This window comes from Acetobacterium paludosum (genome assembly GCF_008086595.1).
In the GTDB taxonomy this organism is placed as follows: domain Bacteria; phylum Bacillota; class Clostridia; order Eubacteriales; family Eubacteriaceae; genus Acetobacterium; species Acetobacterium paludosum.
This window is the reverse complement of the sequence record NZ_RXYA01000001.1, coordinates 94784-117289: the sequence shown is the minus strand read 5'-3', so window position 1 is coordinate 117289 and position 22506 is coordinate 94784. Positions and strand designations below refer to the sequence as shown.

25 protein-coding genes are annotated in these 22506 nt (G+C 36.2%); 7 read left to right on the top strand and 18 right to left on the bottom strand.

Annotation, left to right across the window (positions count from 1 at the left end; translation table 11 throughout):
* The gene (locus tag FZC41_RS00565) at positions 1 to 756 is read right to left on the bottom strand and encodes an MTAP family purine nucleoside phosphorylase (RefSeq protein WP_148565446.1); all 756 of its coding nucleotides are present in this window, start codon (positions 754 to 756) and stop codon (positions 1 to 3) included.
* A 71-nt stretch (positions 757 to 827) separates the two neighbouring features.
* Positions 828 to 2234 (bottom strand): DUF2284 domain-containing protein, encoded by a 1407-nt coding sequence (locus tag FZC41_RS00560; RefSeq protein WP_148565445.1) that lies wholly within the window; start codon positions 2232 to 2234, stop codon positions 828 to 830.
* 270 nt (positions 2235 to 2504) lie between these two features.
* Here FZC41_RS00560 and FZC41_RS00555 point away from each other — a divergent pair, with 270 nt between their 5' ends.
* The gene (locus FZC41_RS00555) at positions 2505 to 3197 is read left to right on the top strand and encodes an iron-sulfur cluster assembly scaffold protein (protein ID WP_148565444.1); all 693 of its coding nucleotides are present in this window, start codon (positions 2505 to 2507) and stop codon (positions 3195 to 3197) included.
* Between the two features lie 11 nt (positions 3198 to 3208).
* On the top strand, positions 3209 to 4210 hold the full coding sequence (locus tag FZC41_RS00550; RefSeq protein ID WP_148565443.1) for a GGGtGRT protein: 1002 nt from the start codon (positions 3209 to 3211) through the stop codon (positions 4208 to 4210).
* Positions 4211 to 4432: 222 nt separating this feature from the next.
* On the opposite strand, the gene FZC41_RS00545 is transcribed toward FZC41_RS00550, so the two are convergent.
* The 4 genes from FZC41_RS00545 to FZC41_RS00530 all read right to left on the bottom strand — a co-directional run bounded on the left by FZC41_RS00545 (position 4433) and on the right by FZC41_RS00530 (position 7231).
* Positions 4433 to 4735 carry a hypothetical protein gene (locus FZC41_RS00545; protein WP_148565442.1) on the bottom strand — a complete coding sequence of 101 codons (303 nt, stop codon included), beginning with the start codon at positions 4733 to 4735 and terminating at the stop codon, positions 4433 to 4435.
* A 479-nt stretch (positions 4736 to 5214) separates the two neighbouring features.
* Positions 5215 to 5586 carry an ASCH domain-containing protein gene (locus FZC41_RS00540; RefSeq protein WP_148565441.1) on the bottom strand — a complete coding sequence of 124 codons (372 nt, stop codon included), beginning with the start codon at positions 5584 to 5586 and terminating at the stop codon, positions 5215 to 5217.
* A complete protein-coding gene (locus tag FZC41_RS00535; protein ID WP_148565440.1) occupies positions 5549 to 6616 on the bottom strand; it encodes an N-acetyltransferase in 1068 nt (355 codons plus the stop codon). The genes FZC41_RS00540 and FZC41_RS00535 overlap by 38 nt, the downstream gene beginning before the upstream one ends.
* 318 nt (positions 6617 to 6934) lie before the next feature.
* Positions 6935 to 7231, bottom strand: coding sequence for a reverse transcriptase domain-containing protein (locus FZC41_RS00530; protein ID WP_476559218.1), 297 nt, complete (start codon positions 7229 to 7231; stop codon positions 6935 to 6937).
* 54 nt (positions 7232 to 7285) lie between these two features.
* On the opposite strand from FZC41_RS00530, the gene FZC41_RS00525 reads away from it, so the two are divergent.
* On the top strand, positions 7286 to 7483 hold the full coding sequence (locus FZC41_RS00525; protein ID WP_148565438.1) for a transposase: 198 nt from the start codon (positions 7286 to 7288) through the stop codon (positions 7481 to 7483).
* A gap of 80 nt (positions 7484 to 7563) precedes the next feature.
* Here FZC41_RS00525 and FZC41_RS00520 read toward each other — a convergent pair whose 3' ends face one another.
* The 8 genes from FZC41_RS00520 to FZC41_RS00475 form a co-directional block, all read right to left on the bottom strand.
* A complete protein-coding gene (locus tag FZC41_RS00520) occupies positions 7564 to 9759 on the bottom strand; it encodes a hypothetical protein (RefSeq protein WP_148565437.1) in 2196 nt (731 codons plus the stop codon).
* 27 nt (positions 9760 to 9786) lie between these two features.
* The gene (locus tag FZC41_RS00515; RefSeq protein ID WP_148565436.1) at positions 9787 to 12288 is read right to left on the bottom strand and encodes an HD domain-containing protein; all 2502 of its coding nucleotides are present in this window, start codon (positions 12286 to 12288) and stop codon (positions 9787 to 9789) included.
* Positions 12289 to 12874: 586 nt separating this feature from the next.
* Positions 12875 to 13969, bottom strand: coding sequence for a GmrSD restriction endonuclease domain-containing protein (locus FZC41_RS00505; protein ID WP_148565434.1), 1095 nt, complete (start codon positions 13967 to 13969; stop codon positions 12875 to 12877).
* 4 nt (positions 13970 to 13973) lie between these two features.
* Positions 13974 to 15038 (bottom strand): adenine-specific methyltransferase EcoRI family protein, encoded by a 1065-nt coding sequence (locus FZC41_RS00500; RefSeq protein WP_148565433.1) that lies wholly within the window; start codon positions 15036 to 15038, stop codon positions 13974 to 13976.
* Positions 15039 to 15419: 381 nt separating this feature from the next.
* Positions 15420 to 15833 (bottom strand): replicative helicase loader/inhibitor, encoded by a 414-nt coding sequence (locus FZC41_RS00490; protein WP_148565432.1) that lies wholly within the window; start codon positions 15831 to 15833, stop codon positions 15420 to 15422.
* Positions 15772 to 16083: a replicative helicase loader/inhibitor gene (locus tag FZC41_RS00485; RefSeq protein ID WP_148565431.1), complete on the bottom strand. Its 312-nt coding sequence runs from the start codon at positions 16081 to 16083 to the stop codon at positions 15772 to 15774. The genes FZC41_RS00490 and FZC41_RS00485 overlap by 62 nt, the downstream gene beginning before the upstream one ends.
* Positions 16073 to 16477 carry a hypothetical protein gene (locus tag FZC41_RS00480; RefSeq protein ID WP_148565430.1) on the bottom strand — a complete coding sequence of 135 codons (405 nt, stop codon included), beginning with the start codon at positions 16475 to 16477 and terminating at the stop codon, positions 16073 to 16075. Before FZC41_RS00480 ends, FZC41_RS00485 begins: the two co-directional genes overlap by 11 nt.
* 77 nt (positions 16478 to 16554) lie before the next feature.
* The gene (locus FZC41_RS00475) at positions 16555 to 16914 is read right to left on the bottom strand and encodes a hypothetical protein (RefSeq protein ID WP_148565429.1); all 360 of its coding nucleotides are present in this window, start codon (positions 16912 to 16914) and stop codon (positions 16555 to 16557) included.
* Between the two features lie 172 nt (positions 16915 to 17086).
* Between FZC41_RS00475 and FZC41_RS00470 the strand changes: the two genes are divergently transcribed.
* Positions 17087 to 17560, top strand: a complete 474-nt coding sequence (locus FZC41_RS00470; protein WP_148565428.1) for a helix-turn-helix domain-containing protein — start codon at positions 17087 to 17089, stop codon at positions 17558 to 17560.
* A gap of 66 nt (positions 17561 to 17626) precedes the next feature.
* Complete coding sequence (locus FZC41_RS00465; protein WP_148565427.1) at positions 17627 to 17845, top strand: winged helix-turn-helix transcriptional regulator; 219 nt, start codon at positions 17627 to 17629, stop codon at positions 17843 to 17845.
* 49 nt (positions 17846 to 17894) lie between these two features.
* On the opposite strand, the gene FZC41_RS00460 is transcribed toward FZC41_RS00465, so the two are convergent.
* The 3 genes from FZC41_RS00460 to FZC41_RS00450 all read right to left on the bottom strand — a co-directional run bounded on the left by FZC41_RS00460 (position 17895) and on the right by FZC41_RS00450 (position 20362).
* Positions 17895 to 18158, bottom strand: a complete 264-nt coding sequence (locus FZC41_RS00460; RefSeq protein WP_148565426.1) for a DUF6429 family protein — start codon at positions 18156 to 18158, stop codon at positions 17895 to 17897.
* A gap of 103 nt (positions 18159 to 18261) precedes the next feature.
* Complete coding sequence (locus FZC41_RS00455) at positions 18262 to 19938, bottom strand: SWIM zinc finger family protein (RefSeq protein ID WP_148565425.1); 1677 nt, start codon at positions 19936 to 19938, stop codon at positions 18262 to 18264.
* Positions 19925 to 20362, bottom strand: a complete 438-nt coding sequence (locus tag FZC41_RS00450; protein ID WP_148565424.1) for a DUF1810 domain-containing protein — start codon at positions 20360 to 20362, stop codon at positions 19925 to 19927. The genes FZC41_RS00455 and FZC41_RS00450 overlap by 14 nt, the downstream gene beginning before the upstream one ends.
* 320 nt (positions 20363 to 20682) lie before the next feature.
* On the opposite strand from FZC41_RS00450, the gene FZC41_RS00445 reads away from it, so the two are divergent.
* Together FZC41_RS00445 and FZC41_RS00440 are read left to right on the top strand one after the other, a co-directional pair.
* A complete protein-coding gene (locus FZC41_RS00445) occupies positions 20683 to 21048 on the top strand; it encodes a winged helix-turn-helix transcriptional regulator (RefSeq protein WP_148565423.1) in 366 nt (121 codons plus the stop codon).
* 95 nt (positions 21049 to 21143) lie between these two features.
* The gene (locus FZC41_RS00440; RefSeq protein ID WP_148565422.1) at positions 21144 to 21425 is read left to right on the top strand and encodes an isochorismatase family protein; all 282 of its coding nucleotides are present in this window, start codon (positions 21144 to 21146) and stop codon (positions 21423 to 21425) included.
* Positions 21426 to 21434: 9 nt separating this feature from the next.
* Here the strand turns inward: FZC41_RS00440 and FZC41_RS00435 are convergent, their stop codons facing one another.
* Complete coding sequence (locus tag FZC41_RS00435) at positions 21435 to 22451, bottom strand: serine hydrolase domain-containing protein (protein WP_148565421.1); 1017 nt, start codon at positions 22449 to 22451, stop codon at positions 21435 to 21437.
* Positions 22452 to 22506 lie beyond the last annotated feature (55 nt).

Below are 22506 nucleotides of genomic sequence, written 5' to 3'. Positions count from 1 at the left end.
CTATACCTCTAATTTTTCGACAAGCTTAAAGATCAGCGTCTTCACTTTTTCAGAATTTTCATTGAGAACCTGGATCACATCATCATTAGTTACCGGCTTAATATCCGGATGGTCTTCTAACCCAGCATCATAATCGGTTACCAGGGCAATATTCACCACCGGAATTTCCTGTTCCAGACAAAGATAGCCTTCGGGATATTGGGTCATGTTGACCACATCGGCGCCCATTATGGTGAACATCCGGCCTTCCGCCACCGTTGAAAAGCGAGGGCCGTTGATGACCACCACGGTTCCCCCAAAGTGGGCGGTAATTCCGCATTCTTTAGCTGTTTCCATTGCCAGAACTCGCAGTTTCTGGTCATAGGGATGGGCCGAGCTAAGATGATTAACCTTCGGTTTTTCGAAAAATGTATCTTTTCGACCTGAGGTCAGATTGATGAACTGATCGGTGACGACAAAATCTCCGGGCTTGATTTCAAATTTCAGGCTGCCCACGCAGCAGGGCGAAATAATGGCTTTTACTCCAAGGCTTTTCAATGCATAAATGTTTGCCCGATAATTGATTTCTGAAGGATTGAGGGTATGATCCTTGCCGTGACGCGGTAAAAATGCGATGGTTTTCGCTCCGGCTTTTACAAGGCTTATATCATCTGATGGTTTCCCGTAAGGGGTATCCACTTCAATTTTTTTCACATCTTTACTTAATTCATAAAGACCCGACCCGCCAATAACGCCAATATCTGCTGAATAATACATGCTTTCTCTCCTTCTAATTGTTTGAAAACAGAATGGGATCACAAGATCCCATTCGCACTAAAACTATTAATTTATTCGGGTATATTTAATTTTGATAAGGTGGACTTGGTTTTAACCGGTCCTTCCTCATCGTCTAATGGCGCTTTGAACCCGAGCCATTTGTATTTTGAATCATCCTCTTCTTCACTGACATCCGCCAGGCTTTCCGAGGGTTCGCTGATTGCTTCGGCAACTTCAGCGAGTTCTTCACTCCCCAGTTCTTCAATATCCGGGATATTTTCAATCGGCTGGATTGATTCGATTACTTCTTCTGCTGGTACCGGATCTTCCGCGACCGGAACAGAAACTTCGGGTTCCGTTTCTTCTTCCCCTTCAAAAACCAACTCGCTCATTTTCGGAATTGGTCGTTTGACTATTTCATCATCATCCAGATCCGCCTTAAAGCCCAGCCATTTATAATTTGACTCATCTTCTTCTGCAATCTCCGGCGCTGGTTTTGATTCAGTAGGTTCTTCCGGGGCGACTTCTTCGACACTATTTTCTTCCTTAATAATGTTGGGCGCAGTGTCTTCTTCAAAAACCGCTTCCGCCGCCAGTTCTTCAGACGTTTTTTCCGGCTCTGAGGGTTCTTCGCCCTGAACCGTCACGGTCGCTCCCATTTTTGCCGGCGGATCTTCCGGATTCCGTTCCGCTTTATACCCAACCCAACTTTTTTGTGGGCGGTAGGCCGGAATCTCATCATCAATAATTTTTGAGCTAGCCCGAACCTCATCGATACTGCCATGAATCGTTTCCGAAGGTTTAATGGTTTCCGATACACAAAAATCCGCATCCGGCTGAACTGAATTGTTCTTGACCCAGCTTTTCTTTTTATCCGGGAAATATTTTTTCAACACGTCTTTGGGAATTTCTTCATTGCATAAAATAGCCGAAACCGACGTCAGGACTTTTGGCAAACGGCAGTTCGCCGGCCACTCCAAAGTCATCCCCACCTCATATTTTACCAGCGACGCCACGTTGAACCCCAAGGATTCTAATGAATACCGCATCAGATTAGGATTTCGGCAGGGCTGATTCGATTTTCTGGCGCAAGGCATCTTTTGAATTTCACAAATAGGACAATTACCGGAAACAAGCCCTAAGGCACCTTCCACTTCGTCCTCGATTTCTAAAAGCGTTTTCCAGGTCATCACTTTTATGGCTTCCAACTTTTCGGTACAGTAATCATTAATCTCCTGGGGATCACGGATATTCCGGATATCATCCCGGGGAACTTCAAACTGCCTTCCGATAATATGCATATATTTAAACTGTTTTAAAAAGATCGCTTCGTCAAAGGTGTAAGTGGGACAAGACCAATACTTAGAAAAATTGGGACATTCCTTGCAATAGCCAAGGGTTTTCTCACGATCGAAATATTCTTCCATCAGATATTCCACCCGCTTAGCACCAAAGCTCAGTTTATTTTTTAATTCCATTTTTTTCCATCCCTTCCTAGTCGATCCGACAATTGTCTGATCTCCATTGGTTCATTTTATTTAATTATTCATTACGATAACTTCAAGCTAAAATTAACCTATTTTAGGTTTATGATCTATTTTACATCGATTCATCCCAATCTTCAATTAAACTTTTTGTCCAATACGGGTATTTTTCTTTAATTTTCATAAATATCAAAAATTTACCTGTTTTTTTTGTTATTCTATGTTTATAATAAATCGAGTAATTTTTTGAAGGGAGATTAATGAATGGAATATTCTCAAGAAATTAAAAGAATGTGTACCGTTGGCAATAATGCAAACCACGGTTCTGCACCAATCCCAGAGGAGGGTAAGTGGATTCAATCGAAAGAAGTCACCGATGTCTCCGGTTTAACCCATGGTATTGGCTGGTGTGCTCCTCAACAAGGTGCCTGTAAGTTAACCCTCAACGTAAAAGATGGCATTATCCAGGAATGTCTGATTGAAACAATCGGCTGTTCGGGAATGACTCATTCCGCTTCGATGGCCGCTGAAATCATGCCGGGTAAAACTATTTTAGAAGCACTTAACACAGACCTTGTTTGCGATGCAATCAACACCGCCATGCGGGAATTGTTTCTGCAAATCGTATATGGCCGTACCCAAACGGCATTCTCCGAAGGCGGCCTCCCAATTGGAGCCGGTCTTGAAGATTTGGGCAAAGGCTTAAGAAGTCAGGTTGGTACCACCTATGGTACTCTTGCCAAAGGACCGCGCTACCTTGAAATTGCTGAAGGTTACATCCAGAAACTGGCCTTAAATAAGAATGATGAGATTATTGGTTACTCCTTCGTTCACCTTGGGAAAATGATGGAAAGCATCAATAAAGGCGTTGAACCTGCTGAAGCTTTGGAAAAAGCCTCTGGTAAATATGGACAATTTGACGATGCTGTAAAATACATCGATCCAAGAAAAGAATAGGAGGAAATCACATGGCATTATTTGAAAGTTATGAAAGAAGAATCGCTAAAATTGAAGAAGTTTTGGCTGCCAATGGCATTGCATCTTTAGAAGAAGCAAAAGCTATTTGTGATGAAAAAGGGATTGATGTTGCAAAGATTGTCCGAGACATCCAACCGATCTGTTTTGATAACGCCTGCTGGGCTTATACACTGGGTGCTGCCCTGGCGATTAAACGTGGCATTACCAATGCTGCGGATGCATCAGAAGTCATTGGAGAAGGCTTACAGGCTTTCTGTATTCCCGGCTCTGTTGCCGAACAACGTAAGGTTGGTTTAGGACATGGCAACTTGGGCGCCATGCTCTTAAGAGAAGACACGGAATGTTTTGCTTTCGTTGCCGGACATGAATCCTTTGCTGCTGCTGAAGGTGCCATTGGCATCGCCCGGTCGGCCAACAAGGTTCGAGTGAAACCACTCCGAGTTATCCTAAACGGTTTGGGAAAAGATGCTGCTCTAATTATTTCCCGAGTCAACGGCTTTACCTATGTCAAAACCGATTATGATTTTAAAACCGGTAAACTCAACATCGTTGAAAAAACGCCTTATTCGGTTGGCGAACGTGCCGCTGTTAACTGTTATGGCTGTAACGATGTTCAGGAAGGCGTTGCTATCATGCATCATGAAGGCGTGAATGTTTCCATTACTGGAAACTCCACCAATCCGACCCGTTTCCAGCATCCTGTTGCCGGAACTTACAAGAAAGAAGCCCTGGAACAGGGCAAGAAATTCTTCTCTGTCGCCTCTGGCGGCGGTACCGGCCGTACCCTGCATCCTGACAACATGGGCTCCGGTCCTGCTTCCTACGGGATGACCGACACGATGGGCCGGATGCACTCGGATGCGCAGTTCGCCGGTTCTTCCTCGGTTCCTGCTCATGTCGAAATGATGGGACTGATTGGAATGGGTAATAACCCCATGGTTGGCGCAACGGTTTCTGTCGCTGTGGCGGTTGAAGAAGCTTCTAAAGCCTAAAAAATTCTATGAAAACAGCATAAGATAAAACTTATTAAGACTGCATCAATCTTTTATGGTTGGTGCAGTCTTAATATAGTCAACATGATGCTGACCGTTACATCTTTTATTGGTATCCACTAAAGCATGTAAAAAGTTATGCCGGTACTACTAGAAGTAGATTCTCCATAAGAATTTTCACATTTGAATTGACAATCAATATATAAAAACATTCTTCAATGATTAAAATATTTGTAATGCTTTATATAGTCCCCTGTGAACAATTATATTTTCTCTAAAATTGAATCTAGCTGCATCTTTTTCATATTTAAATATTGCTTGGTTTTTAATTGAGGGATCATTCCCAATTACGCTAAAATCAAATAATATTTTCAAAACTTGCTCTGCTCCGCGATTTATTATCTGTTTTTGTTGTACTAATTTATTATGCCGTATGTAAGAAACGGTGATAAAATCCTCATAGGGGATTTTTGAAATGTGTTTGACACTATAGCCAATATCATTAAAATAATCATAAAAATCCATTTTAACAATTCGTATTGCAATAAAAATGAGGTTACAAATAATCCAATTGAAATAAAACAAGCGACAACCAAAACCCAATATTTACGATTATACAATTGAACTATGTCTGCTAAACTTCTCGAGGGGTAAATTTTACCAAGAGGATTTTTCTCATATAATTCCTGTCGTAAAAAAAGATACTTATAACTCATACTTTCTCCATTCATTTTAATTATTTTAATTAAAATGACCTTACCATCAAAGAATGCAATCATTTGACCTATTTGCATTTTAGAATTTTTCGTCTGACATTATTTATTGCTTATTATTGTGTTGATCAATTTTAAACAAAATGATGTGTTGGATTTTGTAATTCCGAAACTGCAGTGTTACAACTTCATTGTACCACTGCAAAACACTCAGATCCCGGTGCCAACTCCTCTATAATCGCCTTTTGTAAGTCATTATGCTTACAAAGAGACTTGCTATTGTCTCTTAAATTAACTCCAGTACCGATAAGATTGTGGTGCTGTAAAGTTATCGTAAATTACATATGGATCTATTGGCGAATCATATTTCTTAAAATCTGAAATTCCGATCGCAAATGCTTCATTTCGACCTAAAAAGTATTCATCGAAATACTTTTTGGATATTCCTGAAAATTCTTTTGTATTCTTCCAAATATTTTCAGGTTTGTCTTTAATAATCTCCTTAATTTTAAACTCACCGATGATTTTTCCGACTGGTTTCGTTGAATAAATAACCACTATATCTACCGATTCTTTAAAAATCCGTTTTCGATATTCAAATTTTTTACTTCCATCAATAATTTCTCTAATAAACTCTGGTTTTATTGATAATAATATTTTCATTTACTTCTCCATGTTTAATTATACTTTTAAACTGATCTAGTGTTAATTTAATAAATCCCCAGTACGCGCTTCTATCTAAGTTATGTCGTTCGATTAAATCTTTTCGAATTATTCGTTTAGGTAAAGCGGAATTATAGGTCATTTTTACTGAATAACACCCCTCTTTATTATGCCATACTTTTAAATCGTCCTTATCAAAAACACTGTACTTACTCACATAATTGTAAAATTCTTTAAAATTGATAAATTCATTTTGTCCCTTTATTTCTTCGACCACACAAATCGATGTAGCGACAGCAGAATACTCTGCTTGTTTTCCATCTTCTGCTGTACGATAAATTAATAGTATATCACCTTTATGAAGCTTACGAACATCACTAATTCTTGTTACATAAATCTTATGAATTGAATTTGTACATGAAATATCTTTAATTATTTTCCGATCCTCATTTTTCAAAATGGAATCAGGAAACATTACTGAATGATATTTAGGATAGATTGCAAGCAAAAAAATATTTTTCCCTTCTAAATGGATTAGTGGATAATCGAAAATTAAATCATTTAAGCAAGAATCAAATCGCTTTACTAAGACTAACTCATTTCCATTATTACTAGTTTTTGTTCCATAAGTCTCGAATCCATATTTATTTAATATCTGAATTAATGCACCTTGTTTTTTAAAAACAGTGACATAACAAAGACTAGCTTTATTATAGATTGCAAAATCAAACGCAATTTTTAAAAATCGTTCTCCTAATTTTGTTCCATGAGGATTGATTTTAAGAGTTCCAATTTTAACAATTTTATCTGCTTTGATTTCAGGTTCCAATCCATTAGTGACATCTTCTTCAATCTTCAAATAAAGAAATCCTTCAATTTTTTGATTGTTATTAAATATGACATATGCTGGCTCATCAAATTTCCTTTTAAACCATTCTTCAAATTCACTATAATCAGCTCTAAGTGAATTAAAAAATGGGTCATTTAAATCAATATCAGCAAATCGCATTTTTAAAATATTAGTGTCCATAACTCACATCCTTATCAAAGTTACAATATAAAAGGTCACCATTAAAAGAAAGACGAAGTTTCTTTTAATAATGACCTCAATTTTATAAGAACATATATTCTAATTTACTAAATTATATTACTTTACATCATTATTGTCAATGCAATTTCTCAATTGTTAATATAGGGGTGAATTGCAATATAAAATGTCCTACTTTTTTTTTAAAAAAGTATGTTAAAGGATATGATCCATTTTTTCTACCATATTGGCGGATAAACCACAAAGTATTTTCCATCCTTGGATAGTTATTGATCCAGTGCGGGATCTGCAGTAAGTGCCTCAAATAATGATGTATTCAGTATAGCAGGTTTGGATCGAACTTGCACTTCGGCAGTAAACTATTTTCGTTTTGTCCGGATGGATTTTCAAACCGCACTCTACCATTCTTTTCTTTAGGTACTCTAGCAAATTGAATGCTTCCTGTTCCTTTCGACAGTGTATGACACCATCATCAGCATAATGCGCCCATGGATTTTGAGGATATTTTCTACTAATCCATGTGTCGAATGCATAGTACATAAACAGATTTATAATGTACCCATAGATCGAGACACCGGTTTTTAAATCTAAGTGAATCTGCTATAATAAAGGCAGTTAATCCTGCCAGGGAAGCAAGAGGTTTAAATAGAAATGAAACGTCGACAATTCACTCCTGAGTTTAAAGTTAAAGTTGTGATGGAAATGCTCCGTGAGGAAAAAACCATCAGCGAAATCGCTACTGAACATGAGATTAGTCCCAACCAGCTACGTAATTGGAAAAATGAATTTATTGGGACTGCAGCTAAAATCTTTTCCGAAAACCAGGCTGCCAAAGATGGCAAATTATAATTCCGCTAATCAAAATCTTACAAATAAAATCAAGAAATCTTATACGGAGAAATAAAACATTTAAACGACCAACTCATAATTTATATTAAAGGTAATAGTGTACCGTATAATTTTTTTAATTGACGGATTGAAATATCAATTAACGGCTCATACATGAAAGAGTTTAAGTGAATATTTTCGGCTGTCATCAAACTAACTTCTTCCAAGATTGGTAGTATTTCTTTATTTGTTCCCAAACACTTCTTATATAGCGAGAGTAGCCTTCCTGTTTGACTACCTGTAATCATTTTAATTTTATCATCAGAACCACAAGCATTTATGATTTGCTTGATCATAAATTCTTCAGCAATCAATCTAATGGCCATTGAGAGTGCAATTTTATTTTCTAAAGTTATTTCATCTACATTTAGTTTAGAAGAAATTTTATTTGCCACTTCAATGATTAAATCATATACACTTTTATCTGTTCTGTCAGAAGATATTTTTTTATCAGTTTTCCAGACTGTATTTATTACTTTTTCAAGATCTTGCATACAAATTTCCTTTGTCTTTTTGCCATCATCATAGTTAATCATATGCAATAGCTTCGTTAAGAGGATATAGTCCGGAGATGTTTCGGAATCAATATACTCCACAATATTACGTATGAACGGAATAGAAGCGATCAATATAGTATCATCTTTTTCTATTGAATCTTTCCAGGAAGCAAAAACATTTTTTAAATATTGTCCGTTTTCGATTTGTATTTCGTCAGCGTTCTTAATTATCATTACACAGTGTTTTCGATTATAATTTAGCATTCTCGAACCAACGGTTCTATAAAAGTCAAAATTATGCGTTAATATAATAAAGTTAAATAAGCCACAAGAATAATGCTCCATTAAATATTCGATAATTGCATATTTATTCTTGTAATCAAATGATTCTGCGATATCATCTGCAATAACCAGCATTTGTTTATTATCTTCTTTTAACGCTTCTAACTCAAAAATGATATTTAGCAAATATAGCGCTCTTTTCTCCCCACCACTTAAAATAGTGATTAACTTAGTACGGTCAATTTCCTTTTCCTCATCACGTTCTTTGTATCTAAAAGATAATGTTGGAACAGAGCTTTTAAGAACTACATCCTCTTGATTGCTTATCTGGACAGTAAAAGGAACAAAAAATCTGTTTGTAAATATCTCAACTACCTGCCGCCATTTCTCACTCTCTTTTTGGGCTTCCACTTGAATCTTTCCAATACTCTCTTTAGCCTTTTTATATAGCTCTACCAAGTCTGAAATCGCAGGGGTTTCCTTTTTCAGAATTCCTATCCATGCTTTTTTCTTAAAAGATTCATAAGATACCAATTGAGAAATTAATTCCGGATAACTTTCAATAATATTTCTAAAGTTCCTTAAAGAAGTATTTGCAGACAATTTTTTATCAATTTGATCAAATCGCTTTATTAGCTTTGAATCTGATAAAATCTTCTGTTTTTCTTCCTGTAGCATTTTTTCAAAGCCATCCGAAGACTTTACATGCACCCCATCTTGCAATAAAATTTCATGCCCAGCTTTAAAGAAACCATTATCGTTAAGAGTGGTACTTACAGTTGATGCATTGTATTGACTGAAAGTTCCTTTCTTTAGAAAAGTAGAATTCTCTACAAGAGCATCGTATTGACTGCCGTATTCCGTTAGTAATCGGAAGTTTTTGTCATCTTTAATAAATGCCTCAACTTTAGGATCAAATAGTGAAGCATAGTCAACCATCGAAAAATCCAATCCGCTATCTTCCATCGAATTAATATCATTATTATACAATATCATCAAAATCTCAAGAAAATTTGATGAGTTAAAAACTTGCAAACATTCTTCTTCAACCGATACTTTACTTCCGGTGGAAGCTTTTAGCGTACTAACAAAATTGTTTTTTCTGTCAAGTATATCCTGAGTAATCAAATTGTACTTTTCTTGTAAGGCTTTATTCATAAGCAGATTTGACATTCTTTTTGAAAAGAAATTTGCATCATAAGATTCAATAACAAATATTTCTTCTGGCTTCAATGCTTCGTGAAGTTCATTTTCGATTGTATATGTTGACTCTCTTCCAAATACTTCTTCTTTAGGCGATTCTCCATTGCTGATATCTTTTAAAGTTTTTGAAAAAGAAGTTTTCATTGAGCCATTAGAAGCGTAAAGAATAAAAGCTGGTTTATCACTAAAATCAAATTCTTTTTCAAGTTTTTTAATTCCATAACAGTTTTCCAACTTGATATTTATCTTTTTCACAGCTCATTAGTTCCTTCCTTTGTAAGTTTAATTTTGCATTTCATTTTTTCTAAGGCAGTAATTATTTTTAGGATAACAAGTATTGATGAAATTTTTGAGCAGTATTTTTTCCTCATTTGTAAATTCACCGTGATCTAAAATCCACAAATGCAATGCTTTTCCTATGGCATATGCTAACTCTAAATTTTGCTGTTTGTTGATGTTATTTCTTGAAACAGTTGGAATGATATTCTTGTTTAAGATATTGATAACTGCACTTTTAAGTTGAATTCCTTCTAATAAATAAGGAACTTTGAGTTGTACGTCGGAAATGAAAACGTATTTAATATAAATTTGGTCAGTATGAATATATAAATATTCCCCTCTGAAAAACTTGTCCATATTATAGGGAAGAATTTTTTCACCTGACCCTTGAATTATTTTCTGATTATGCATATTAACTTGTGTTGGTATTCTATATGCGTGATCCGTCTTATGGCATAACTGTTTAAGACAAAATTCACCAACAAGGCAATCTTCTCCATGCTCGACAAGACTTGAAACATTATACAATTCTTTATTCAGAGTCAAAATATCTATTGATTCATAATCTATTTTTTCTAAAACTTCATTAAAATCCTCTAGAACATCAAATGCCTTTTCATAATTCTCTTTTTCTAAAGAAGATATAATCGGAACAGAAATATAATTTATTGTTCCATCTTCAGTATATTCTTTTAGTGAATATGATCTATTCAATTCGTCTTCTTTTATAAGCTCATTAGATTGTTCTTGATATATATAACTTTGATTTCCATCAATATCGGAAAGGTATTGTACAAAATTAATTCCTTTGTAGCTAAACTCAACTGTAGCCTCAATATCGTTTAAATACGAATTCAAAACAATGCCATTTCTACAAATTGAAGAAATAGTATGTAATTCAATATCTTCTGTTTGGTTATTACCTTCCTCTGCAATAATAATTCTAATAGGAATATCACAATATAAGAAATTATCTTGAATGAATTTTTTTATATTTGCAACCTTATTATCAAATACCTGAAGGAACTGATCGTAATCAAGAATAATTTCTGTACCATGAAGACGGGGGGTATTTTCATAAGTTAAGCAGATATATTCACTGCTTTTTTCAAATTCTATTTTATTGGTTTGGTTATCGTCGTAATATTTAGTAATAACCACAACCCTGTCCGATAACATAAAACAAGCTAAGAATCCGATTCCATAATTGCCAATAGGAACATATTTATTGCCTTTGAGCAAATAATCATCGGAAATATAATAAGAAACTCCAACGTTTAAAAAATATTTTTTTAAAATTGTTAATGACATACCTCGTCCATTATCGAAAATGCTAACTTGCTTTCTATCACGATCTAATATTATGCTAATAAATGGTTGATAAGTATTATACGTAAATTCAATCTTGCCTTTTGATTCTTCTTGCATTACTTTACAAGCATCTATAGAGTTTTGAATTAATTCTCTAAGTCCGTATTTCGCATTTCCGTATATGTTCTCTCCCATTAAAAGACTCGTTACGGCTTTATAATCTAACGACAGTCTAAAATCGGAAAAATTAAAGCCTTTTGTTCTAATCTTATTTAAAATTGTAGGCTTTATACATAATAGATACTTTTGATCTTGAAATGTTTCCGACAATTCAACTGCTCTTTTTAGTTCATCATTTATTAAATCAAAGTATTTCAGTAGTTTTCGATGTATAGTTGGGTTAGAACTCACACCATAAAACTCGATATTTTTGCAAGATGTTTTGTTATTATATACAATCTTGTCCTTATTTTCTATTACAAAATGTTGTAGCCATTCTTGATCTCCGTATTCTTTTGGATTTAAAAACTTATATAAATATAAGGGTGCCCTTTCCTCATCAATATCTAAATAATCAGCTATTCTTAGTAATAAGGCAATATATTGAGAGTTCACAGGATAATCACCCTTTACAACATCCGTAAGCAATTGGCCAGTTATCCATTCAAAATTCTCATTATGAGCTGCGCATATTTGAGCTACTTCATCCACAAATGAAACATTGGTATATCCTGGTATAATAAAGTGAGTTTCTGACATGTCGTTTTTTATATGACACATTGACCGTTTTGCATGTGCAGGCCGTATACATTCTTGTAATGCTATTATTTCATTACCGTATTTCTTTAAAACTAGAGAGTATTTTCTGTCTTCCAGATTTAGTTCTTCATTTTTTATATTATCAATTTCATCATCTGAAGCTACCATACCAATATCATGTAATAATGCAACGAATATTGATATAGTTATCTCTAAATCGCTCAGCTTTTTGGGTTCATCGCACAAATCAAACATATATTCCACAACTCTTATAGAGTGTGTAATGCCATGCCCAGTATAGTTTGAGAAAACATTATTAATTTTAGGTAGAAAATTAAAAGCATATGTGTATGTTTTTTCTATCAAATCTAAAAAAGGGCTATTTCTAGATTTAAGTAATTGATACGCTTGAGTTTCATAAATGTCTTTTTTCATAAATTCACCCTCATAATTCACACTTTTGTTTTCTTATATCTTCCATCCTTAGGCTTTAACGTATCCTTCGGTATCACCCAAGTGAACCCAAACCGTACAGCCACCTGTATTTTATCATGTGCGCAAAGCACTTGTACCCGGCACGGAGTTATTCCCCAATTTTCAGCAACTTTATTTGCTGTCATGTAATCCATACGAACAACTTTTCTGAGGATATTTACTATTTTAATTATATATCGCGATAACGAATAAAACAATATAATTCGAGTAACTTATGGAAATATTGAAATATTTTGTATGTTTGTTGTAAGATAAAAATCTTACAACAAACATACAAAATAAGACATGGGGACGTTTATTGACCAGTGAAAAAGTCATGTTTTGGGGCTGATTTCTGATAATATGAGTGAATTATTTTTAGAAACCGAAATTTATTCTGGATCTGACAAATATTTCAAAATAACGAGAAGATTTAGCGGTCATGATGGCCGCTATTCTTTTTATATTAACTGCAATGGCTGCCAGTTTCGATTGTTTGTCGATTAAATCTATAAACGATACTCAAAGATACCCTGCGTGAAACCCATTAAACGTCGCTTTTACGTCTGTTACAATCAGCACATAGCATTTGGCAGTTTTTGGCTATTGTTTTACCGCCCTTGCTCCATGGGGTTATATGGTCAGCTTGCATATTGACAATTTCAAAATGCTTTTTGCATTTCGGACAAATACCCTTTTGCCGCTCATATGCTGCCCGTGCCATTTTCGGAGTAAACGCCCTAATGCTTAAATGCCGTTCGTCACCATCAAGTAGATATTCATATATGCCGGAAAACTTTGTTACATCTTCATTATCCATAAGATCAACAATTCGTGCTTCAAGTTGTTTCGGGTCATTCTTGTCTGCCCCGTATTTGTTATAATAGATACCCCAATCAAGCCCTTTCATTTCCCGGCTTCGGTATACGGGAAATGTTGCCTTTACCCAATTTATGACGGTTTGAAAGTATAGCCATAATTCGTTACAGTTCGTGTCATGCTGATGTTCCGCCATATAATCTTCAATTTCCTTGTCGTCGTGCGACGCAAGCCAGCTGAGAGCGGTTTCAAGGTAATTTTGTCGGATTGGTGAACCATTCAAATAATCACTTGCTATAGCGTAAGCGGGGCAACCTGTTTTACTGAAATATTTTTTTGCTTCTGTCAGCCACTCCCCAGTATAAATAGCGTTGCGTAGCTCTTGCGCAGTCAACTTCTCGCCCGCTATGTTAATGATTTTGAACCAATCTAATTTTTCCTTGTCCGTCCCTTCGCAAATATAAATCATTAAGGGATAGTCTAAAATCTGCTGTCTTTCAGATTGTGTCAGGTTATCAAAACCCATATGGTCTATGGAATAATCACCATTTACATATTGACAAAGGCTAATTGTGCGTTGCTGCCCGTCAAGGACTTCAAAGTTACTAACATCACTTTTTACCCAATACATGACATTAAGCGGGAAGTTCTTTTGCACCGTGCGAATGACTTCATCGCGCTGCCTATCTTTATAGATAAACTCACGCTGAAAGGCCGGGCGAATATTTAAGCGACCGTAGTAACCAACAACGCCGTTTTCCGCGCTGTCTATGTAACCCTTTATAACCTCACAAACGGGGATTTCATGTAACTTTATTTTCATTTCATCACACCCCTATTCTTTGTATTACAACCCTTTGATATTTTGGCACACCATCAATAATAGGATTATTGTATGTTTTATAATTGCCTATTTTAAGGCTATCTGGGACTAATCCATTTGCTGTTACGCCAACAATTAGAAATTGATTTGGATTGTGGTATTGCATAAAGGTTATAGGCACACCCATAAAACCGTAATAATCGCAAGGAATATCGGCGGTCCTACTTACTTCTATGGCGTCGTAATTGTCATACTTGGAGTAAACGTCGAGGGAGTAAGTCCTAAAAAGGGTCATATCTTCGTGACGCTTCTCAATATCAACATTAGTAAACCAACAAATATTACCCATACGCCGCCATTTTTGTCCGTTTTCATCAATCTTAAAGTCGGTTTTCTTTTCTTCGTATGTGTCCGGGACTTTGAACCAAAAATGCCCGTTTTTATAGCCTAACCATATTTTGTTATCACGAATTAATGGAAATATTTCACGATATGTTATCGAGTTTTGGTTGCCGATAATAATAAAATCTTTTTCATATTCCATAAGTTGTGCCATATACTCACGAAACAAAGAAAATGGCGGGTTGGTAACTACAACGTCGGCTTGCTTCAAAAGGGCAACACATTCGGCTGAACGAAAATCACCGTCCCCCTGCAGCAGGGTAAGGGTATTTTTACGATTCTTCAAAAGATACTCCACGTCAGCAAGATCAACACGCCCATCCTGGTTTTCGTCCATAACATCGGTAATTTCGATTTTGTACGGTTTCTTTATACTTTCTTCTTTACTAAAAACAATCTCGTCACCGAACATATTCAACTGCGAATAAACAATCGGGGACGTTGCATAGCAAGTTGCAATTAGCTTTTTTAAACCTAATGAATTGAAGTTCATAGCAAAGTATTTGAAAAAGTTACTTTCAAAAGGGTCGTCACAATTACAAAAAACGACTTTTCCCTTAAAATGCTCTTTATAATGTTTTAATTCGCTTTCTATTAGTGTTAATTGAGTATAAAATTCGTCGGCTTTATCACTTCTTGATGAAGATAGATTACTATTTCCGGCCATGTTATTTACCGCCTTTCTCTGTGACACTTATCATTTCTACGTTATCGGAAATATAACAATTCAAGGTAGTACAGATTTTAGCCAGCGTTTCCATTGAAACAAGATCATTCTGCCCAATTTGACGATTACATTTGTACTAACTCCAGCCAGCGCCTTTAATTCCGTTTTCTTAATGCCCTTATCTATTAACTAACAATCTGCAAAGCTCGTTCTAGCTTATAACCACTTTGATAATTTTCCATACAATGTATAGCTTATTTCTATAATCCTACCATAGCACAAACTGAATATCAAAGAAATTTTGCCATAGTGTGATCATTTATTGCTTTTTATAAACGTTAGCAGTAATTTAATACAACATCTCCGCAAGTTAGGGGATAGCTATGCTCCACACATTGTTTCGATTCTGCCCGCCTGGTCATATCCATAAAAATCAAGTTTTACAATTGGGAACCCAGGGAATTTCTTCCCGTTTTCACAGGAACACCGACCAACACTTTCATGTCCGTCTGGATCAACTAGCATCAGTATGCCCCGACCATGACAGTTATCACATTCAACGTCAATAATTTGAACGGCCTGATACAATGTCCGTGACAAAGATAAAATATCACCTAGCTTAGGCTCACGGCTTTCCCTTGATTTTAAATAGTTAATATACGCTTTGTGGCACGTGTCGTAAGATACTTGCTCAAGGATTTCCTGCCATGTTTCGATCGTCCAATCTCTGATGCTAATGCGTGGGTAGCATCCCTGCATTTCTGTCAAGAACCTGTCCGTTTCGGTATAATCCAATCTTTTTTCCCTCCTGTCTTTCACAACTCAATAACTTTTCAATCTTTGATTTTTCAATGATATCTGCCAGTGTTGGTGGAAACTTCATGACTTTCAGTAGCTTAAACAATGCTTCACTAGCATGTTTATAATCAATATCCTTGAGTAATGCATGCCAGATCGTGTTCATCAATCCGGCCTCATCAACCTTGAAATTAGGATATACTGAAGCCATTATCATCAAAATTTTTGCTGTTTCTTCAGAGTCCAAAAATATCGCCACCCTTATTGCAACTCATCTGGTTTGTCAGATTATTCATGGCCCCCTGTAAATTCTTAGGGATCGATACCTTGTTATCAAATATGCCCTCGATAATCCTGACAAAATTCTCTGGCTTCAAAATCCAATCAAAGCTGGCCATCCATCCACGTTCATTCAACCAACAGAGAAAGTCACTTTTGTCTGTCTTTAAAAAACAAACGCTTACGGCTTTCCTGCCATGTTCACTGATCCTGGCCTTTATTTGGCTTTGTCTCTTTGGCGTCAAGGCCGATACCTTTGGCAGTCTCATGACTGTTTGATTAAATTCTGCAACCACATCGTTAAGATCAATCTTCCCGGTCTTAATTGCTCCTGTTGTCTTTGCTTCACATTTTTCAATCATTTGAACTTCAGTTGATTCTGATCGTTCTGAGGGGTCACTCTCTCTATCTGAGTTTACTTCTGTGTTTATATCTGTTTTTATATCTGGTATAGGTTCGACATTCCGGTCACTTCGATTTGACAAATATGTAAAACGGAAATGCCATAATCGGAAAATGAATACCACAACGTGCGATCGTATTTAACTTGATTATAATTGCCTTTAATAATAATACTTTTTTCAACCAAATCTTCCAGTGTCTTCCTTATTTGCCTTTCTGTCCAAAACGGAAAGAGCTCCTTCCAAGCTTTCATGCTATTATAAGTCCAGTATCGGTCATCATGAAAATGCCTACCATTGGCTTCATTTTTTTCAATCCAGAACTGCAGATTATTAATGACAATGGCAGCATTGACACCAAGCTCCTGGGCAATTACTATGTCAAAATTATAGTTCACGCAACGACCACCATGATTTAATCTTTTGATTAATAAGTTTAATCAATTGTTTTATTTATATTAAGTCATGGCTATCCGTAAGTCAATCAACCAATTTAAACATTTGCTTAAATAAATGCTTTATTTTTTGAGTTATACATGTTACGATATGGCTTAAGGAAGAGGTGTTTTTATGGTAAAGAATAAAAATAAAATCGGTGAAAATATAAAAAAAATTCGTCGCCAATGTGGTTATACTCAGGCCGATTTAGGAAAAGAACTTGATGTATCAGCCGTTATGATCAGTCAATGGGAACGTGGTGAACGAAACCCTAAAGCTGAGAATATAAAAAAAATTGCTAATGTTTTTAATATCAACGATAAGCTTATTACCGGCAAAGATCCTAAGATTATGTATCCACGCGTATTTGCTGCGAAAAAGACTGAAAATAAAAAACAACAAAGTCTCGGTAAAGGCTTAGCTGAATTATTCCCTGATGAAGTCCTGCTAACCAATGACACATTTGATGAACTTGATCATGAATATCTTGAATTATTTGAAATGTTAAACAAACAAGGAAAACTTAAAGCAATTGAGTTCACTGAGATATTAACCAAGGTTCCGGAATTTGTTATTATGCTAGAAGATGACGAGGAGGACATGTAATGTCTAATTATGAACTATTAAACTAATGAACTAAAACCTTTATTCCAAAATGACAGGGAGTTTTATATGAAAATCCGCAATGATTACACCTGCCCCTTTGAGATTGTCCATGACATTATCAAAGGCAAATGGAAAACAATTATCATTTTTCAAATGCGATCCAGTTCTGTTTCTCTTTCTCAACTGGAGAAAAGTATTGAAGGCATCAGTCAAAAGATGCTCTTGCAACAATTAAATGAGCTTCGCCATTTTGGCCTTGTCAACAAAGCCAACGCTCCCGGTTAGGACACAGTGGGGTCGGTTCTTTTATGCTTACGCTCTCTTGTTTTAACCATTACTCCCAATCCGAAATATTATATTTATTCAATAAGCATTGCGATAATTTAATCCCCTCTTCAGTAATTGCTACCGACTTGGAACGATGGTTTCCTTGTCTTATATAATCTTCCTCATCCAGTTCATTAATAATATCAAAATCGTATCCTTTCCACGTTATATCCATATTCGAGCCAAAGCGATCACTTTCATTAAACCGTGTTAAATACATCAACACCATTGTCAATTCTTTAATTGCCTTCTCTGGGTTTGTCTTTTTCATCTCAAATTTCTCCTTTACCTATGTCCTTATAAAATTTGGCCACTAAGCATTCATTTTAACTTTGGATTCCAGCAACCTAATCAAAGCCTTTGCTTTTACAGCCTTACCGTCTAACTTTACTCAGTTCATCGATAAAGGCTGGCTTTTTTTTATAAAAAGCCACCAGCTCCTGAATGATCTTGTCCTGATTTTTTTGACCAGCAATCTTTTTGTACTGCTTGATGATTTTGCAAACGCCCTGATAGTCCCGTCGGTTTCGGGCCGCTCCGGCAGCTCCTTTGATATAGGCTTGATAAATTTCAATGACTTCATCTTTAAACGTTTCCTTAAGCATCCCGGCATAGGTTTCAATACTTTGCGGATTTTCTCTGACGTAGTTCATGATCGCATCCAAATCTTTCGCATCGACAATCAGCGTTCTATACAACTCTCGGCCACGCCAATCTTTGAGCGCTTTTAATTCCTGCTTTAAACTCTGATAAAGTGTGGTTTCATTCCCGGGATTTAATGCCTTCAATTCCTGATAATACTCAAAATTTCCGTCCAAAAACAGTTCTTTAGCCAGCTGCTGCTGTTCTTTCTTCTGAGAAAGCTGCTTGTAAGCCGTATATCTGATCTTTTTCCATCGGACGACTAAACCGGCATGGTCCCGATCCTTTTTTTCGCCTTCCAAAGTCAGCTCAATCACACTCTGGAAATCTTTTTCCTTAATACGTTTATTAATCAACGCTTCTCTAAACGATGAATAATTAAGATTCTGTCTGATAAATTCATCAACCTCTGCTTTCGTACCATACCGACTTTTTATTTCCAACTCGATCCGCAGCAAGGCTTCAACCGTGTATTGCTTATATGGATCACCAGAGAGCTTACCGATCGTCGCTTCAATCTTCTGATTTAGCTTGTTTCTCAGGCTTTCAACATCGGCAAATTCGATCCCAATTTGAAGCAGATCGATTCTGAAATCCTCCCACCCATCAAAAACGCTCTCATCAAATAGTTTGAGTAACTTCTCAAATAGCTCACCTTTTAATTCAATGTCAAGATCTGCATAATCAGCGACAATTGTTTCGATGGTGTCGATGGCCGCTGAGACTAATTGACCGATGCACCCATCTGAATCATCGGCATATTGAAACGCTTCAACCGCCTCAATCAGCAGCATCGATGAAATATCCATTGATAGGCAGCAATCTTCGGTATCGTTTGCCACTTCCAGCAATTCTTCCATTTCAGCCGCGAATTCATCAGCTTCCTGATATTCAATATAGCCGCTTCGGCCCTCGTATTTTCTGACAATTGATTCCATCAGCCTTTTGCATTTTTGTAGTTCCTGTTGCGGATTTCCCTTTGAATATCTCATCATCAGGGTGTTTTTCAGCATTTCATCCTTATCCGCCATCCCGATGATAATTTGGGTCAGTTGTTCTTTTGTGAGGGTATCCAGTACATCTTTAAGCGCTGGCTGTTTGTTTGCTGTTTCGATCTCTGGCCATTGATGTTGTTTGTTGCTGACAATATCAGACAGCACATAAAATGCCGCTACCTGATGTTTGCAGATTGGCCCAAAATCATAGGGGCAATCACAACCCGTTTGCGTAATTTCGCCCTGATCATCAAGTTTGATAGTCACCTGATAGACTTCGGTTCCCTCTACGGTAAAAAGATAGTCCCGATCTCCCTGTTTGATAATTTCGCTGATTCTTCCCTCATCATAATAATCGTATCCCCGATCCAAGATCGTTTCGTCGATATACTTCTCAAAATCATTCAGCTTCATCGGTTATCTCTCCTTTATCTAATTGATCGGCGGTGACTTCATCCATCTCACCACCAAAAAATTTATCCAGAACCGCCTTAAACGTCTGATTCCCATCGGCCAGATAAAACAGGGTCATTGACGATTTTAGCTTCAAATCATCGGGTCGGCCAAATACCGCCTTGGCGTCGCTCGACTTAAGCTTCAACAGTTCCCCGGAAATCGCCAGCAAACGGGAACCCAGCACCGGATGCGCCATATACGCTTTGGCTTCCTGCCGATTCGCTATTCCATAATACCTGGCGGTTTCACTCCGGCCCAGCCCTTTAAGCTGGGGAAAAACATACCACATCCAATGGCTGCGCTTGCGGCCATTTTTAATTTCTGTTAGTGCCTGCTCATAGCTTTCTTCCTGTGCTTTGATAAAGCGCTCACCTGTGTCCATCTGTTGTTCCTCTCCTTCGTTTTAATGACGCGACTTTGCAATCTTAATCTGGTGAATTCGATACCCTAACCGTTTTAAAAAAGTTACAGGTTGATTGCCGGAATAAAACACGAGTATTCTGCTTGACCACTCCCGACCTTTATTTTTCTTCCTGCTCTGTTTTCCGTATAATCACGCCTTACTTTTTGCCTTAAAATGATTATAATTTATTTTTATTTGCATTTCAACGCCTTAAATGAAAACATCTTTTTTCGTATGCACTTAGTTCCCTATGTTATAATATGCTAAAATCTTTATTCCAAAATGATAAGGTGTTTTAAATGAAAATCCGCAATGATTACACCTGCCCCCTTGAGATTGTCCATGACATTATCAAAGGCAAATGGAAGACCATTATCATTTTTCAAATGCGAGCCGGTTCTGTTTCTCTTTCTCAACTGGAGAAAAGTATTGAAGGCATCAGTCAGAAGATGCTCTTGCAACAATTAAATGAGCTTCGCCATTTTGGCCTTGTCGACAAAGAAAACGCTCCGGGTTATCCGCTTCATGTTGATTATTATCTGACCGATCGGGGCAAGCGAATCCTCAAAGCGGTTGAAATTATGCAGGAAATTGGAATCGAGTATATGGTTGAACACCGCCTGACTGATATCTTAGATCAAAAGAATATCGGCTATCTGAAATAATTGGCCTGATTTATTTTACTGATACCCACAAAAAAGTGGGTAGTTTACCTCCAGTTCAATCTGAATTATACTTAAAAAAACAGGAGGTTTATGAAATGAAAAAAGCACTCATATTAATTGATATCCAAAATGATTATTTTAGCGGTGGGCATTTCGAGCTAAACGATCCAGACAAAACTGCTCTAAATGCCAAAAATGTTTTAGCCTATTTCAGGAAAAAAGATCTTCCCCTCTTTCATGTTCAACATGTGAATTTAAGGGACGATGCGCCTTTTTTTATCGCCGCCACTGAGGGTGTCAAAATCAATCCGCAAGTAGCCCATTCTGTATTTTTAACTTGCCCTTTCTGCAAAAGGTACTTGCAAAAAACATATTAAGAATCTCTTTTAAAATATCTTCTTAAAAGCACCTAACTTTTTACCATAAATTAATGAAGCAATCTCTCTACTTATATAGGTACCACCAGCCCCGCTCATTGACAAGAATTGGTATTTTACTAAATCATTGCTTAATACAACAATGGTCATATCGTCATCAATATATTTCTCAAAATGAGAAGTGTAACCATTTGGCATTGACCCACCATGGCAGATACTTTTACAATCGAAATGGTTTTTTACACACAATCCATAGCCATATTTTACATATTTGCCATCATAGTGAGGTTTTTGCATTTCCTTTACTAGTTGAGTTTTCAATAGTTTACCATCCTGAATGGCTCGATCAAGCAAATAAAAATCACCAACAGTTGTTACAATATCACCACAAGCAAAGAACATTGTTGGATCCATATAGAACCCTCTTTCACCGTTAATATAATTATTGGCGACATTTTTTTGTTCTTCATCAATAAATCCTGAATGATTCATTTTAGTAGGAATAAATAGTTGATTTTTAACATATTGGTGATAATTCATTCCCGAAACGATTTCAATTATCAAACCAAGAATAAGATAATTAGTATTACTATACGACCATTTTTCACCAACAGGGAATTTCAATTTATAACCTTTGACAATTTGTAGTATTTCTTGGGGGGTATGACGTGCTCCCCATTTTATTTGTTTTTTTAGCATTAAGTAGTTAGGTATCCCAGAAGTATGCGTTAGCAGATGATGTATGGTAATTCCATGACCCTTGTAGCAGTCTGGAAGATAATCATCAATATTCTGTTGTGTTGAAAGCATCCCTTTTTCTGATAACTGCATAATACATAATGCCGTTATTGCCTTTGTCATTGAGCCAATCATGAATTTTGTTTGCGGTGTATTTTTTATTCCTTTTTCCTTATTTGAATATCCATATGATTCATTAAATATAATTTCATTATTTTTTGATAACAATACATTTCCACTAAATTTTTTTTGTTTTTTAAAGTATTCATTTAAATTAACAGTCATCATTGAAATCCTTTCTGCACAAATATTTCCTATTTCTGCACAATTCTATAAACTATTT